This is a genomic window from Bradyrhizobium tropiciagri (assembly GCF_018130545.1).
GTDB lineage: Bacteria > Pseudomonadota > Alphaproteobacteria > Rhizobiales > Xanthobacteraceae > Bradyrhizobium > Bradyrhizobium tropiciagri_A.
The window spans coordinates 1,082,322-1,096,433 of sequence record NZ_JAFCKF010000001.1 but is presented as its reverse complement, the minus strand read 5'-3'; the positions used below and the strand labels follow the sequence as shown (position 1 = coordinate 1,096,433).

Annotated in this window: 15 protein-coding genes; 6 read left to right on the top strand and 9 right to left on the bottom strand. The window is 64.1% G+C overall.

Features of this window, described 5'->3' with window-relative positions:
- Nucleotides 1-251: 251 nt before the first annotated feature.
- The 4 genes from JQ616_RS05310 to JQ616_RS39220 form a co-directional block, all read right to left on the bottom strand.
- Complete coding sequence (locus JQ616_RS05310; protein WP_349629957.1) at nt 252-989, bottom strand: cyclic nucleotide-binding domain-containing protein; 738 nt, start codon at nt 987-989, stop codon at nt 252-254.
- A 301-nt stretch (nt 990-1,290) separates the two neighbouring features.
- A complete protein-coding gene (locus JQ616_RS05305) occupies nt 1,291-1,512 on the bottom strand; it encodes a hypothetical protein (RefSeq protein ID WP_212012752.1) in 222 nt (73 codons plus the stop codon).
- Nucleotides 1,513-1,693: 181 nt separating this feature from the next.
- A complete protein-coding gene (locus JQ616_RS05300; RefSeq protein ID WP_212012750.1) occupies nt 1,694-2,038 on the bottom strand; it encodes a hypothetical protein in 345 nt (114 codons plus the stop codon).
- A 235-nt stretch (nt 2,039-2,273) separates the two neighbouring features.
- Nucleotides 2,274-2,969, bottom strand: coding sequence for a helix-turn-helix domain-containing protein (locus JQ616_RS39220; RefSeq protein WP_249136398.1), 696 nt, complete (start codon nt 2,967-2,969; stop codon nt 2,274-2,276).
- A gap of 265 nt (nt 2,970-3,234) precedes the next feature.
- On the opposite strand from JQ616_RS39220, the gene JQ616_RS05290 reads away from it, so the two are divergent.
- The 4 genes from JQ616_RS05290 (at nt 3,235) to JQ616_RS05275 (ending at nt 7,568) form a co-directional block, all read left to right on the top strand.
- Entirely contained in the window at nt 3,235-4,038 is an 804-nt protein-coding gene (locus JQ616_RS05290; protein WP_249136397.1) for a dienelactone hydrolase family protein, read from the top strand.
- A gap of 205 nt (nt 4,039-4,243) precedes the next feature.
- A complete protein-coding gene (locus JQ616_RS05285; RefSeq protein WP_212012748.1) occupies nt 4,244-5,908 on the top strand; it encodes a thiamine pyrophosphate-binding protein in 1,665 nt (554 codons plus the stop codon).
- 16 nt (nt 5,909-5,924) lie between these two features.
- Nucleotides 5,925-6,695, top strand: a complete 771-nt coding sequence (locus tag JQ616_RS05280) for an SDR family NAD(P)-dependent oxidoreductase (RefSeq protein ID WP_212012746.1) — start codon at nt 5,925-5,927, stop codon at nt 6,693-6,695.
- Between the two features lie 483 nt (nt 6,696-7,178).
- Nucleotides 7,179-7,568, top strand: coding sequence for a DUF1330 domain-containing protein (locus tag JQ616_RS05275; RefSeq protein ID WP_212012744.1), 390 nt, complete (start codon nt 7,179-7,181; stop codon nt 7,566-7,568).
- Between the two features lie 279 nt (nt 7,569-7,847).
- Here JQ616_RS05275 and JQ616_RS05270 read toward each other — a convergent pair whose 3' ends face one another.
- From JQ616_RS05270 to JQ616_RS05250, 5 genes are all read right to left on the bottom strand, one after another.
- Nucleotides 7,848-8,036: a hypothetical protein gene (locus JQ616_RS05270; protein ID WP_212012742.1), complete on the bottom strand. Its 189-nt coding sequence runs from the start codon at nt 8,034-8,036 to the stop codon at nt 7,848-7,850.
- Nucleotides 8,037-8,555: 519 nt separating this feature from the next.
- Nucleotides 8,556-9,311 carry a GntR family transcriptional regulator gene (locus JQ616_RS05265; RefSeq protein ID WP_212012740.1) on the bottom strand — a complete coding sequence of 252 codons (756 nt, stop codon included), beginning with the start codon at nt 9,309-9,311 and terminating at the stop codon, nt 8,556-8,558.
- 6 nt (nt 9,312-9,317) lie between these two features.
- A complete protein-coding gene (locus tag JQ616_RS05260) occupies nt 9,318-10,298 on the bottom strand; it encodes a Gfo/Idh/MocA family protein (protein ID WP_212012738.1) in 981 nt (326 codons plus the stop codon).
- The gene (locus tag JQ616_RS05255) at nt 10,295-11,182 is read right to left on the bottom strand and encodes an NAD(P)-dependent oxidoreductase (RefSeq protein WP_212012735.1); all 888 of its coding nucleotides are present in this window, start codon (nt 11,180-11,182) and stop codon (nt 10,295-10,297) included. The genes JQ616_RS05260 and JQ616_RS05255 overlap by 4 nt, the downstream gene beginning before the upstream one ends.
- A gap of 19 nt (nt 11,183-11,201) precedes the next feature.
- A complete protein-coding gene (locus tag JQ616_RS05250; RefSeq protein ID WP_212012733.1) occupies nt 11,202-12,161 on the bottom strand; it encodes a Bug family tripartite tricarboxylate transporter substrate binding protein in 960 nt (319 codons plus the stop codon).
- 136 nt (nt 12,162-12,297) lie between these two features.
- On the opposite strand from JQ616_RS05250, the gene JQ616_RS05245 reads away from it, so the two are divergent.
- Both JQ616_RS05245 and JQ616_RS05240 read left to right on the top strand, forming a co-directional pair.
- Complete coding sequence (locus JQ616_RS05245) at nt 12,298-12,687, top strand: carboxymuconolactone decarboxylase family protein (RefSeq protein ID WP_212012731.1); 390 nt, start codon at nt 12,298-12,300, stop codon at nt 12,685-12,687.
- 160 nt (nt 12,688-12,847) lie between these two features.
- Complete coding sequence (locus JQ616_RS05240) at nt 12,848-14,104, top strand: aminopeptidase (RefSeq protein WP_212012730.1); 1,257 nt, start codon at nt 12,848-12,850, stop codon at nt 14,102-14,104.
- The last annotated feature ends 8 nt before the right edge of the window (nt 14,105-14,112 follow it).

Genomic DNA, 14,112 nt, shown 5'->3' with positions numbered 1-14,112 from the left:
GTGGACGTGTAAAGGGCTCGCTTACCAATGCCTTCAAGGTTGCGGCAACCAGCTTTCCTCACCGGAGGGAAAGAAGTCCCGCCTATCCTGGTGCAAACACAAGAAGCTCAGGAGGCTCCATGTTCGTCGCCATTCGCGTTATGATCCTGATCGCCAGCGCCTTTGCCGGCTCCGCCGTCGCGGAGATGCAGTTTGCTCCGCTGCCGAGCGCGGCGATTTCGTCCGCGCCGTAGCACCGGCAAGCGACGCACTCAACGCGCGACTGCGGCCACTCCGATCGCGCGGGCCGCGTTCTCCGTCATCCGCGTCGCCGTCAGCCGCAGGAAATACAGCGACAGACCCGGATTGCGCTCGCACAGTTTCCGTAGCGCGCCGTCGCTGATCCACAATAGATCCACATCGGTTGCCGCCAGCGCAGTTTGCGTGCGGCGGCGCTCGAGCGAGAACAGCCCGATCTCGCCGAACAATTCGCCTGCCGATACGCTTCGTTCGATCTCCGGAAATCTGACCTCGCCCGACACGACCATGTAGAGCAGGTCGGCGTCGTCGCCTTTCCTGAAGATGGTTTCTCCCGCCTTGACGTACCTCGGCCGCATGAACGGTTGCAGCCAGTTCGGTGACAAATCGGTCGACGCGGCAAGCTTGGCCTTGCGCAGCAGCCGGACCATCTGGAACAGCAACAGCACGTTCAGCGGAAGCAGAACGACGTGCAGGGCGAGCACTGGATAAATCCGCGCGCCCAACCCGTAGCTGATGAATGCGAGATTGCTGCATATCGCGACCGAGCGCAGGCTCAACATGGTGCTCATGCAGAACGTCAGCAACACAAGCGCCGACGCCAGATATCCCAAGCCATCGATGAATGTCATGACAGCGCCCACTGGAAAATGAATTGCAAGCAAACCGATCTGAAAACGATCGGCAACATACACCCGCGCGTGCATTTCCTTGAGCGGAAATGTAGCCGGCTCGCGCTTGCCGCGGTGCACGCGTTGGCCGGCCTCAGCTCGACGAACGCGCGTGTGAGGCCATGCGGACGGCGCGGCCCTTGGTGGACCTCGCCCTGACCGTAACGACGGCCGGCCGCGCTTTGCCGAGCGGCACCTGGCGAGTTGTTCCCGAGCAGGAGCGCGGGCCGCTTGCGCGCACGGCCGGCGGCCGATCCAGCCGCGTTTCGGGCCGCCTCGGCCTTGCGGGCGATCGCGGCTACCGCGGACCGCCGGCAATGCCGGGACGTGACGGTCGCGGAGATCGCGCGATCGCTCGACAGACGCTGGGAACGAGAGCGATCTACGTTGGGCGCTTGCGGTTAAGGAATTCCTGCATCCCATCGTGGCTCGCAGGCAGGCTGTCGTCCAGCAACAGGAAGTGCACGCAGCCCTCGACGGTTTGCGATGTGCGGGCGAACTGTTCGGCGAGGCTTAGAACGATGGCGCGCTTCTCCGGCTCCATGATGCAATAGAACGCCAGCGTGAGTCTGAGGGCTTCCTTGTCGTCGGGCCGTCCGAGCATTCAAGTCTCCGAAAATTCGTAGCAGGTCGCAGCAAGCGCGAGGCCGTTAGTCCCGTTCGGCATATTGACATCAGCAACAACGGCATCCGGACGAGGATTCTCCGCAACCGCTGACGAGGCTTCGCGGACAAATCCTGCGCGCCGTTCCGCTAATCAGATTCTCCTCCGGCTCCGCCTTCATCTATGGATCGTCCGGTGGCGTCGTTGCCCGACGTGCACGGGAGGAGGTCGCCGTTGAGAGCATTTCAATCGTCGTCGATATGCTCTTGAATGCGGCGATGAACTCGTTGCGGGAGATTTGCAGCCTCTCGTTGAATGCGTGCCGCAATTTGGCGTCGGCCTGCCGCTCGATCAACTCCTCGATTGCAATCGTGACTTCGAGAATGATGCCGATCTGGCGCCGGACCGCCAGGCAGGCTGACGAAGCCGCAGCAAGATCTCCCTGTGGTCCGGCCGCCGATGGCGCTGTCCTCTTGAGCGAGCGTGCACGATTGCGGGATTGCTGGAGATCGATGATGCGTCCCATCCAAAGCAGATCCTGCTCGTTCGCTCACAAAAAGAGAGCATGGCCAATGCGATGCGCTGAATATCTCAGCACGGAAGCACCAAGTTGTGATCGGCGCCGAGAGCTCGGAACGTGCGCGAGGCCGATCGTAGAATCGGAAATATCGCAAAGAGCGTAATGTCTCGGGTGTGTAATTCACCTCGTAACTTTACTAGTTCTGCGCAATGTGAATCCGAGCTTGGTGACAGAAGCGCTGCTAGAGCAAGTTCAAGCGGATGGCGATGGTCGCGGCGTGCACCTTGTTCGTTGCATTCAGCTTGCGCGTCGCGTTGCGCAAGTGGAATTCAACTGTTCTGGCGCTTCTGCCTAAGATTGCTGCGGTTTCTCCCGCGGTCTTACCAGCGCTGACCCATTTCAAGCACTCACGCTCCTTGTCGGTGAGATCGCGTTCGCCGCGCTGGCCAACCACGGCATTGCCGGCGGGCACTGGATTGCTCGGGGTTTCGGGCCATCGCGAGGCATGTCCCGGCCCGGCCGTCCGAAATTCGGTAATGTCGGTGACGCAGCCGATTGCACGCCGGTGATGGCTGGAAGAATCCAGGATCAGACAGGCGACCGAACGCAGCCATCGCGTTTCTCCGGATGGCCGCACGATCCTGAACTCCACGCGGTAGTTTTCATTTTTCGCCAGCAGCTCAGCGACTTCGGTGTCATCGATTCTTGTCGCGATCTCCAGATCGTCAGGATGAATATAGGGCTTGAAGGCTTCGATCGAGGTGATCGGGTGGGTTGCCTGATCCAACCCCAAGATCTCGTACCAGCGTTCGTTGCAGAACAGGATGTCGGCATCGATATCGTAGTCCCACAGGCCACCACCCATTGCCTTGAACGAGAGCGACAGGCGTTCATATTCGAGCTGTTGGGTCGCCTTGTCCTTGCTAGGCTTCCGCATTGGGCCTGGTCCCGAGTGGTCCGTTGACTCTGCGAATGCACTTTCAGAAGCGTGCGCGAATTGAATCGCGGCTCTCCCGGATTTGGCGGAGTTACGAATCGATTTGCAAGCACGGAGTCACGCTGCCGCGCAATGTTGGCGCGCCCGGCCTCAAGCTGGACGCGCGAACATTTGAAAGATGACGTTCTGCCTGTGAGCGCATCCGACTAGCGGAGGGATTGCTGGCATGCCAATGTGGCGTTGTGCCAAACCGCGGGAGGTCAGGATGCAAACGTACATAACGAACATAGTGGGTGCACTCTGCGCCATCGCGATGATCGCGAGCGCACACGCAGCGGTGAAAGAAGAGCCGGTCACCTATACCGACGGCGAGACCACGATGAAGGGCTTCGTGGTCTATGACGACGCGACGCAGGCCAAGCGGCCCGGCATCGTCATGGTGCACGAATGGTGGGGCATCACCCCGCATATCCATAACGAGGCGCGCAAGTTCGCGGAGCAGGGTTACACCGCATTCATCGCGGATATGTACGGCGACGCCAAGACCGCCGACAACCCGAAGGACGCCGGCGCACTGGCGGGCTCGGTGATGAAGGATCCGAAGGTGATGGAGCAGCGCTTCAACGCCGCGCGCGAGCAGCTCGCCAAGCAGGCCTCGGTCAATCCGCAGCGGATCGGTGCCGTCGGCTACTGCTTCGGTGGTGCGGTGGTGCTGAACATGGCGCGCGCCGGTGCCGATCTCGCCGCCGTTGCGGGCTTTCACGCAACACTTGGTCTCAACACGCCGGCGCCGGCGCCAGGAACCGTCAAGGCGAAGATCCTGATCCTGAACGGCGCCGACGATCCGTTCGTCAAGCGCGAGCAGTACGATGCACTGAAGAAGGATTTCGACGCCGCGAAGGCCGATTACCGGATCATCGAATATCCCGGCGCGGTGCACGCGTTCACGAACCCGGAAGCCACCGAGCTCGGCAAGAAGTTCAATTTGCCGCTCAGATACGACGCCAAGGCTGATCAGGAATCGAAGGCCGAGGCAGCCAAGCTGTTTGCCGCAAACCTCAAGAAGTGAGCAGAAGGGCCACCACCGCGGTGGCCCCTTTGATCTGTGGCCGGACTAGCTGCGGAGGAGCACCTCGCGCCGCCGCGTTCGCGCGTTGAAGCCATGCGGAAGACGCAGCCGGCCGCGCGGACGCTGGCCGGCTCGCATGGTTGCCATGTGCCGCTCCCCGGCTGATGATGGACAAAACGGATCAAAGCCGATCGAGAGGGAGCGAATGCGCGGGCGTCGTGTGCTGATGGAATCGTTCGTGTCGCACGGCGTGCGGCACATCTTCGGCAATCCTGGCACGACGGAGACGCCGCTGCTCGACAGCCTGCCGGCCTTTCCGCAGCTCGACTACATCATGGCGCTGCATGAAGGTGTCGCCGTCAGCGCGGCAAGCTTCTACGCGCAGGCGTCGGGACGCGTCACCGTCGCCAACCTGCATGTCGCTCCCGGCCTTGGCAACGGCATCGGCTCGCTCTACGGCGCGCTGAAGGCAGGTTCGCCCGTGGTTGCGACCGCCGGCCAGCAGGACACCCGGATGCGGCTCAACAATCCGCTGCTTGGCCATGACCTAGTTGCGATGGCCGCTCCCGTCACCAAGTGGAGCGTGCAGATCGAGCGCGCCGACGAGATCGCGCCGATCATGCGGCGCGCGTTCAAGGTGGCGACCGATGCGCCGCAGGGGCCGGTGTTCGTCTCGCTGCCGATCGACGTCCTGGAGCAGGAGACCGCGGTCGATGCATCGACGCCGGATCGTTTGTGGCGATCGACGCGCCCCGATCCGGCTGGCATCGACGCCCTCTCTGCGCTGCTGCTCAAGTCGAACAATCCGGCCATCATCGCCGGCGACGACGTGGCGCGATCCGGCGGCGAGCAGGCGCTGGTGGCGCTCACGGAGACGCTCGGCGCCACGGTGTGGTTCGAGGGGTTGCGGCACCACGCGCCGTTCCCGACTGGCCATCCGAGCTATCGTCAGTCGCTACCGGGCGACGCCCGACAGGTGCGCAAGGCGCTCGGTGAAAGCGATCTCGTGCTGCTGATCGGCGGTCCGTTCTTCGAGGACATCTGGTTTGCGCCCGGCGGCCATATCCCTGACGGCGCATCCGTGCTGCAAATCGAAGCCTCGGCCGAGCGCCTTGCGCTCAACAACCGGCTCGATGCCGGCATCGTCGGCGATATCGCCGTCAGTATCGGTGCATTGGCCGACGCGGTGCGCGCCAAGGCGAGCCCGGAGTTCAGGCAAGCCGCGCAGAACCGCAATGTCCGGCTTGCTGAATTGCAGGCGAAGGAGCAGGAAGCCTATCGCGCGCGCGTCGAGAAGAGCTGGAACCGGGAGCCGAGCTCGATGCCGCGGGTCGCCGCGGAACTGCGCCGCGGCCTGCCCGATGACGTCGTCATTGTCGATGAAAGCATCACGGCGAGCCTCGATCTCGCGCGCGCCTTCGACTACCGCGGCTTCGGCGATTATTTCGGCGGCCGTGGCGGCGGCATCGGCCAGGGCCTTGCCGGCGCGATCGGCGTCAAGGTCGCGATGCCCGATCGTCCGGTGGTCGCCATCTCCGGCGACGGCTCCGCGATGTATGCGATCCAGGCGCTGTGGACCGCCGCGCACCACAGACTTGCGATCGTGTTCGTGGTGCTTGCGAACCGCGAGTACCGCATCCTCAAGCACAATGTCGATGTCTGGCGGCAGAATTTCGAAGCCGGCACCCAGCATCCCTATCAGAACATGGATATCACCGGCCCCGCGCTCGACTTCGTGCATCTCGCGGCCGGCATGGGTGTCGAGGCTGTGAGGGTCGAGAAGGCCGACGACATCGCCGGCGCCGTCGCAAAGGCCGTCGCGGCCCAGCGGCCGTATCTCGTCGAGATCGCAATCGAAGGCAAACGCTGACCACCGGAGCAGTTTCATGGCAGGCATTCTGGACGGCAAGGCTGCATTGGTGACGGGGGGCGGCTCCGGCATCGGCCGGGCAACCGCGATTGCGATGGCGCGCGAAGGCGCGCGCGTGGCGGTATCCGACCTCTCGAAAGATGGCATCGAGGAGACCGTCGCGCTGATCAACGCCGCCGGCGGTCAGTCGATCGCGATCCAGGGCGATGTCACCGACGAGGCCGACGTCGCAAACATGGTGGCGCGCACGGTTTCGGCGTTCGGCCGCATCGATTGCGCGTTCAACAATGCTGGCGTGGCCGGACGCTCGGTCGGGCCGCCCGGCCAGCGCATTCATGAACTCACGCAAGCCTCAGTGGCGAAGATGCTCTCGGTGAACCTGATGGGCGTGTTCCTGTGCCTCAAATATGAAGTCGCGCAGATGCTGAGGCAGGGTGGTGGCGGGGCCATCGTCAACACGGCCTCGATCGCAGGCCTGATCGGCCTCGCCACGTCGGGCCACTATGTCGCGACCAAGCATGGGGTGGTCGGGCTGACCAAGTCAGCCGCGATCGAATATGCCCAGGACGGCATCCGGGTGAATTGCGTCAATCCCGGATACATCAAGACGCCGATGACCAAGGAAACGATGGACGAACGTTACGACGAGATCATCGCCAAGGTGCCGGTGCGTCGGTTGGGCGTGCCCGAGGAAATCGCCGAAGCCGTGGTCTGGATGTGCTCGGACAAGGCCTCCTTCATGACGGGCGCCTCGCACGTGGTCGACGGCGGCTACAGCGCCGCGTGATGTTCTGAGTTGCTTCGATACGGAGCGGGACGGAAGCCGTCGGGGCGTGACCGCAACGGGCCATACAAATCCTTGTCGCAATCGTCGCATTGCCGGGGCATGGCGCGCGAGCGCGGGCCGTGGAAATTTCTGGAAACGATTCGGCTGGGTTCGGCATCTTCCAAACGCGAGTTGGGAGCGATACCGTTGAGGTCTCGCGCGTCGAGTGCGGTTTGCTTGCTCGGTTGAACGGCGAAAGCCGTGTCATCCTGGATTTGGATCAGTCCCTTTTTTGGTACCTCGCCATTCGTCTTGGAATGCCGAACCATCTGCCCCTATTGACGGTGATTGTGGTCATACGTTCTGCACTACGTATGACCGTATGAAACAATCTAGATCGCTTGCGATAAGAACGCGCTTTCATCCTGCTGTGACGCTGCCGATTTTTCGAACCGGGCGGCGTGCGCCCCGGCGTCCGCGCACGCGACGAGGGAGGACATGGCAATGAAGTCTGCTTCGAAGGTTGCGACGGCTGCAATCGCCAGCTTTGTTCTGGGCGTTGGCGCCGGCAGCGTCCTGCATGCGCAGGCCAAGATACCCGCCTACTCGGTGGCGGAAATCGATGTCAGGGATCAGGACGGCTACGCGAAAGAGTTTCTACCGAAGGCGCAGGCCAACATCAGGGAGCACGGCGGCAAATATCTCGCGGGCGGCCTGAACAAGACGATCACCATGAATGGCGCGCCGCCACCCAATCGCGTGGTGCTGCTCCAGTTTCCCGATATGGACGCGCTCAAGGCGTTCGGTGCCAAGCAGCGTCAGATCGAGGCGGACGTGGGCAACAAATACGCAAGCTTCCGCGCAATCGGGATCGAGGGCATCGAGCCGAAATGACACCGGAGGCGGCGGGCCTAGCCCGCCGCTTTTGGTCGCGCTTGAGGCGTCTCTTCAAATCCGATGGTCATTGCGCTGCCGGCGCAATCGCACGGCATCTCTCGTTCACATCCGGCCGACGTTGCAGCTACTCGACCAGCGGTGGAGGGATGATCGAACCGCTTGTCCCTCGACCACGCTGCAGCGAGACGACGGAAATCGGCGGGGCGGAGCTTGTATCAACGGGGCCAGCGAGGGCCACCCGGAAACTGTGCGCCCCGGGTTCGCGGCGCGGCGGGCCTAATGGTCCGTCTTCGGCGCCTTGATCGGTCCCTTGGTCGCGACGTCGAAGCCGAGCCGGAGCGCGCGCTCCTGGCGCTCCTCGGTCAGGAACCTGAGCTCCCGGTCCAGCGACCGCGCGACCTCGTCCTGGGTTTCCTTGGAGTGGCGGCGCGAGCCGCCGTGCGGTTTGGCCGGTTCGGCAGTCACGGGAGAAACCCTTGTCATCACAGTGTCACAGGTCCTGATGGCACGACCTGAGTCCGACGGACAATCAAAAAGAATTCAGCGGACGCCCTTTGGCAGGTTTGTTGTGTGTCTGACTCAAATTTAAGCAGAAAATTCTCCTGGACCTCGCACGGCGCCGAAGCCGGTCGGCCCAGGGTCTCATCAATTCGGATGAGAGAGCCCGGTTCCCACGAAATCATTTCCGGATTCGCACGAAGGCGTCCTGAAACCGACAAGGTCTAACCTTAGTAGCGTTGTGAAGGACGGTGCCTGGTGAGACGCTGATGGCCGTGGTCGTGAGATTCACGATCCGGGTTGTGAGGTCAGTCGGTCCTCCTGACACGTTGGGGATGATCTCTGAAATGAAGAAGCCGAATGCTGTGCCATATGTCTGGGCGGCCGCGTTGATTGCGGTCGCGATTTGGGGGGTGAGCGGCACTCCGCAGATGGCGCACACCTCTGCCAGCACGCATCTGGCCCGGGCGCGGTAAGCCCGGTTGGCTAGAGCTTCGGCCGCAGCGAGCGTTGCATATCCATCGTGTAGGTATAGCGCCCTTCGGGGTGCGTGGTGATGGTGACCTCGAACAGTTCCTCGCGCACGCCGTAATAGCGGCGGATCACGGTGAGCGCCGGCGAGCCGGTCTTGACGCCGAGCGCCTTGGCGATCGGCGCCGGCATGCCGCGCACGAAGATCTCCATCTGCGCGCGTTCGGTGACCTGACCGTACATCTTGGCGATCTGCTCATGCACCGGGGTGCGGCCGTGGTCGCTGCGGGTCACGACATCGGCGAATCGGCGCAGCACATAGATCTCGGTCCAGCCGAGTGGGGCGGCGAACTGGTCGGAGCGGCGCACCGCCTCGATCAGGAACCAGCTTTTGCCGGGTTCGCATTTCAGCAGTCCGGCCAGCTTGCGGTCGGCGACGATGTCGCCGCTCGCAACCACGTCGCGGTAGGTTTCGTTGGAATAGCGCAGCCACTCGCCGAGCGATTTGACGCTGTGGGTGAACAGCACCGGCGGCTCGGCTGCGATCACCACCGAGCCGAGCCCGGCGCGGCGCACGATCAGGCCCTGGTCGATCAGGATGCGCAGCGCCTCGCGCACGGTCTGGCGGCTCGCCTGATAGCTTGCCATCAGCTCGGTTTCGGTTGGCAGCAGGTTGCCGACCGCATAGGTGCCGAGCCGGATGTCCTTCTGCAGTCCGGTGGCGATGTCGCGGTAGCGGGACGATCTCGCTCGGTCCGGTTGTTCAGACATGGCGGATCACTGGTATGCCGTATGGCAGGCGACCGGATGTCCTGACTGCATCGATTGCAGCGCGGCCTCGAACGCGGCGAGCGTCGCGAGCACCTCTGCCTCGAGCACCGGGAACGGCTGCCGGCCTTCGACCGCATCGGCAAAGGCAGCAAGTTCCGCGGTAAGCGTGTTGACCGCCGGATAGCGTGTCGTCGCAGGCGCCTTGCCGGATGTCCGCAGCACCATCGTCGTCTCGTCGAGCACCTCAGCGGATCCCTTCGTTCCGAACACATGCACGCGCCAATAGAACGGTGTTGCGCGGATTGTCGCAAGGGTTGCACTCACGCCATTCACAAATTCAAACGCTAAAGTTGCAGTATCGAGCGGCGGCGGGCCCACCGCCCGTTCATTCAACGTGGCATAAAGCTGTCGTGCTGGACCGAGCAGGCTGACGAAGCCGTCGAGCACGTGCAGCCCCGCGCCGGTCAACCCGCCGCCCGGTGACTCCTCGGGCGATAGCCGCCAGCCCTGGGTGATGGCCTGCGAGTTCTCGTTGCTGTTGTGGCCCTCGACATGCAGGATCGTGCCGAGCTCGCCGGAGGCGGTGATCGCGCGCAGCGCCTGCATCGACGGCCAGAACCGGCGGTTATGCCCGACCGCGAGCAGCACGCCGGCATCGCGGCAGGCCGCGAACATCTCGGCGGCATCGTCGCGCCGGAGCGCCAGCGGCTTCTCGCAAAACACCTGCTTGCCGGCTCTGGCTGCCGCGATCACCTGGTCCTTGTGCAGCGAATGCGGCGTGGCCAGCAGCACGGCATCGATCTCAGGGTCGGCAAGCACGGCCTCGAGGCTCGGCGCGGGCGACAGGCCGCGCGCCGCGCAGAAGTCCGCGGCGCCGGCGATGTCGGGTTCCACGGCGCTTGTTATCCTGAGTCGCGGCTCGTTCTGCGCAGCCTCGACCAGCGCGCGGCCCCAGCGGCCGAGACCCGCGATCGCACAGTTGATCATGAGGGTTCCTTGTCCCGATCGCGGCCGGCCCGGATCGCCTCGATCACGGCGGCGCTGTCGCTGTCCGGGCCTTTGAGTGCGATCGTCGCGCGCAGCAGCTCGGCCTGCGCCGAGGTCAGCGGCAAGGGCAGGCTGTGCCGGGCGGCCTCCTGCAGGATCAGTTCGGCATCCTTCAAGGTCTGCGCGATATGCGATTGCGGCGAGAAATCCCGCGCCAGCATCTTCGGTCCCTTGCTGTCCATCACGGCAGAATATGCCGCCGATTGCCGCGCAGCTGCAAGGAAGGCCGCGCCGTCGAGGCCGAGCGCCTCGGCAAGTGCGAGGCCCTCGGCGAGCGCGGCGCGGTTGATCTGCAGGATCAGGTTGATGGCAAGCTTGGTGCGGCTGGCATTGCCGATCGCGCCGACATTGATCCGCTGCGGGCAGAGGATGTCGAGCGTCGTCGCGGCTGACGCGATGATGTCGGCATCGCCGGCGACCAGCGCGGTGGCGGTGCCGGTGCGGACCTCGGCGCTGGTGCCCGAGATCGGCGCTTCGATGAAGCCGAGATTCGCACGCGCCGCGAATTCGGCGATCGCCTTGATCTCGCCCGGCGCGCAGGTGGTGGTGCAGATCACGAGTGGCGGCAGCGCGCCGTTGGCGAGGTCCGGCAGCAGCCCCTTGACCTGGGCCGCGTCGTACACCGCGATGACGATGGTCCGGCAGCGCACCGCGACGTCGGCGGCGAAGGCGGCGAACTCGGCGCCGCTGGCTCGTAAGCCATCCGACTTCGCCGCATCGACGTCGAAGCCGATGACGCCGACGCCGGCGTCGATCAGCCGCGCGGAGAGCGCGGATCCCATCAGCCCCAGGCCGATCATGCCAACAGGTGTCTCGCGAGCCATGATGCGACGTCACTTCGCGCTATTGCGGCTGGATGCCGGCCGCCTTGACTTCGGCCGACCAGCGCACGACCTCGCTCTTGACGAAGGCGCCGAACTCCGCTGGCGCCAGCGGCGCCACGATGACGCCGACATCGGCGAGCTTCTTCTTCGTCTCCGGCATCGCGAGATAGCTGGCGCACTCGGCGTAAAGCTTGTTGACCACCGGCTCCGGCGTGCCGGCCGGCGCGAACAGTCCGTACCAGATCGTGGCCTCGAAGCCGGGCATCGCTTCTGACAGCGCGGGCAGGCCGGGGGTGAGCTCGTTGCGGGCCGCGGATGTCACGGCGATGCCGCGCAGGGTGCCGCCCTGCATCTGCGGGATCGCGACCGAGAAATCGCCGAAGGTCAGGTCGATCACCCCCGCCATCACGTCGGTCATCGCCTGCGGTACGCCGCGGTAGGAGGCCGCGATGAGCGACAGGCCGCCGCGCGATTGCAGCTGCGCGATCGAGATCTGCGATGCGCCGGAGCCGTAGCCCGCGGTCAGGTTGGGGTTGGCCTTGGCGTAGCTGAGGAACTGCGGCAGATCCTTCGCCGCAAGCTTCGGGTTGACCAGCAGCACCATCGCCGTCGTGGTGGTGCGGATCACGGGCGCGAAGTCCTTCACCGGATCGTAGGGCAGGCTCTTCAGCGTCGCGACATTGCTGGCATGGGTGGTGTTGGTGCCCATCAGCAGCGTGTAGCCGTCGGGCGCGCTGCGGGCGACTTCCTGGGCGCCGATGCTGCCGAGCGCGCCGGCGCGATTCTCGATCAGCACGGTCTGGCCGAACGCGTCCTGCAGATGCTGGCCGACCAGCCGCGCGACATTGTCGGGGCCTGCCCCAGCCGGAAAGGGCACGATGATCTTGATCGCCCGTTGCGGGAAGTCATCCGCAGCGTATGCCGGCAGGACCGGAAATGCCGCGAGCAGGACGACAAGCAGCGCCAGCCGTAACTTCATCCCGGTCCCCTCCGTGTCTGTTTTGATGAATTTATACGGACAAATGCGCGAGATGCGCAAGCATCTGGTCCATCGAAATATTGAGGTGCGACTCATTTATCCGTATAAATAGCCCATACAGGGGAGCCAGACGACGATGGTGGACATCAGCGATCTCCATGCGCGCGGGCTGCGCCGGCGTCAGAAGATGTTCGGCGAGGGCGATGTCGCCAAGCGGATGGCGGCTGCGGGCGATTTCGGTACGCCGCTGCAAAACATCATCAATGCCTATGTCTATGGTGACGTCTGGGAGCGCTCTGGCCTGTCCGACCAGATCCGCAGCCTCGTGATGCTCGGCATCACCGCGGCAAGCAGCAAACCCGCCGAGTTCCGCGTGCATGCCAAGGGCGCGCTGGCCAATGGCTGCACTGCCGCGCAGGTGCAGGACGTGCTGCTGCTGGTCGCGATGTATTGCGGCATTCCGGCCGCGATCGAGACCAGCAAGATCGCAGCCGAGGTGTTCGGTGAAGCGCCGCCGGAGGCGTAGGGTTCGCGCCGAGGCCGAACAGGCGGACGCGCGCCGAAGCGGTAAAATTCGAGGCAATTGCTCGCTGCCGCGTGATCGGACGCGGCGGGCTGGAACCTTGCGAATGCGGATCGAATTGGACTACGAATCCTAGAGAGTTCCTCCAACGACACGGCGCTTCATGACCGCACATCAACGCAATCTTTCCGCCTCGATCGATCCGGTAAAGCTCGATCGACTCGCCGAAGTCGCGATCAAGGTCGGCCTGCAGCTGCAGCCGGGACAGGATCTGCTGCTGACGGCGCCGTCGGCGGCGATGCCGCTGGTGCGGCGGGTGGTGGAGCATGCCTACAAGGCCGGCGCCGGTATCGTGACTCCATTCTTCTCGGACGAAGAGCTCACGCTGGCGCGCTACCGCTACGCCAACGACGCGAGTTTCGATCGCGCAGCGGGTTGGCTGTACGAGGGCATGGCGAAGGCGTTCGGCGCCAACACCGCGCGGCTGGCGATCGTCGGCGACAATCCGATGCTGCTGTCGGGCGAGGATCCGACCAAGGTCGCGCGCGCCAGCAAGGCCAATTCGATCGCCTACCAGCCGGCGCTGGAGAAGATCGTCAATTTCGACACCAACTGGAACATCATCGCCTATCCGAGCGCGGCCTGGGCCAAGCAGATGTTCCCGGACGATGCCGAGGATGTTGCGGTGGCGAAGCTTGCGGATGCGATCTTCTCCGCGTCGCGGGTCGATCAGGACGGCGCCGTCGCGGCCTGGGACAAGCACAATGCGAAGCTGCGCGAGCGCACCGAATGGCTGAACGGCCAGCGCTTCCACGCGCTGAAATACTCCGGCCCGGGCATGGACCTCACGATCGGGCTCGCCGACGGCCATGAATGGGAAGGTGGCGCCTCGACCGCCAAGAACGGCATCGTCTGCAATGCCAATATCCCCACCGAGGAGGTGTTCACGACGCCGCACTGCCGCCGCGTCAGCGGCCACGTCGTCAGTTCCAAGCCGCTGTCCTATCAGGGCACGCTGATCGACAATATTTCGGTCAAGTTCGAGGATGGCCGTATCGTCGACGCCAAGGCCTCGCGCGGCGAGGAAGTCTTGAAGAAGGTGCTCGACACCGACGAGGGCGCGCGCCGCCTTGGTGAAGTCGCGCTGGTGCCGCACTCTTCGCCGATTTCCAAGAGCGGGCTGTTGTTCTTCAACACGCTGTTCGACGAGAACGCCGCCTCGCACATCGCGCTCGGCCAGTGCTACTCGAAGTGCTTCGTCAATGGCGACAAGCTGACGCCGCAGCAGATCGCCGAGCAGGGCGGCAACAAGAGCCTGATCCATATCGACTGGATGATCGGCTCCGCCCACACCGACATCGACGGCATCCATGCCGACGGTCGCAGCGTGCCGGTGTTCCGCAAGGGCGAGTGGGCGTAAGGGCCGCC

Excerpts from the sequence above, each read along its gene's own strand:
- JQ616_RS05285 (WP_212012748.1), top strand. The coding sequence starts at position 4,244 with ATGCGCGGGCGTCGTGTGCTGATGGAATCGTTCGTGTCGCACGGCGTG.
- JQ616_RS05290 (WP_249136397.1), top strand. The coding sequence starts at position 3,235 with ATGCAAACGTACATAACGAACATAGTGGGTGCACTCTGCGCCATCGCG.
- JQ616_RS05255 (WP_212012735.1), bottom strand. The coding sequence starts at position 11,182 with ATGGCTCGCGAGACACCTGTTGGCATGATCGGCCTGGGGCTGATGGGA.
- JQ616_RS05245 (WP_212012731.1), top strand. The coding sequence starts at position 12,298 with ATGGTGGACATCAGCGATCTCCATGCGCGCGGGCTGCGCCGGCGTCAG.
- JQ616_RS05275 (WP_212012744.1), top strand. The coding sequence starts at position 7,179 with ATGAAGTCTGCTTCGAAGGTTGCGACGGCTGCAATCGCCAGCTTTGTT.
- JQ616_RS05265 (WP_212012740.1), bottom strand. The coding sequence starts at position 9,311 with ATGTCTGAACAACCGGACCGAGCGAGATCGTCCCGCTACCGCGACATC.
- JQ616_RS05240 (WP_212012730.1), top strand. The coding sequence starts at position 12,848 with ATGACCGCACATCAACGCAATCTTTCCGCCTCGATCGATCCGGTAAAG.
- JQ616_RS05260 (WP_212012738.1), bottom strand. The coding sequence starts at position 10,298 with ATGATCAACTGTGCGATCGCGGGTCTCGGCCGCTGGGGCCGCGCGCTG.
- JQ616_RS39220 (WP_249136398.1), bottom strand. The coding sequence starts at position 2,969 with ATGCGGAAGCCTAGCAAGGACAAGGCGACCCAACAGCTCGAATATGAA.
- JQ616_RS05305 (WP_212012752.1), bottom strand. The coding sequence starts at position 1,512 with ATGCTCGGACGGCCCGACGACAAGGAAGCCCTCAGACTCACGCTGGCG.
- JQ616_RS05280 (WP_212012746.1), top strand. The coding sequence starts at position 5,925 with ATGGCAGGCATTCTGGACGGCAAGGCTGCATTGGTGACGGGGGGCGGC.
- JQ616_RS05250 (WP_212012733.1), bottom strand. The coding sequence starts at position 12,161 with ATGAAGTTACGGCTGGCGCTGCTTGTCGTCCTGCTCGCGGCATTTCCG.
- JQ616_RS05300 (WP_212012750.1), bottom strand. The coding sequence starts at position 2,038 with ATGGGACGCATCATCGATCTCCAGCAATCCCGCAATCGTGCACGCTCG.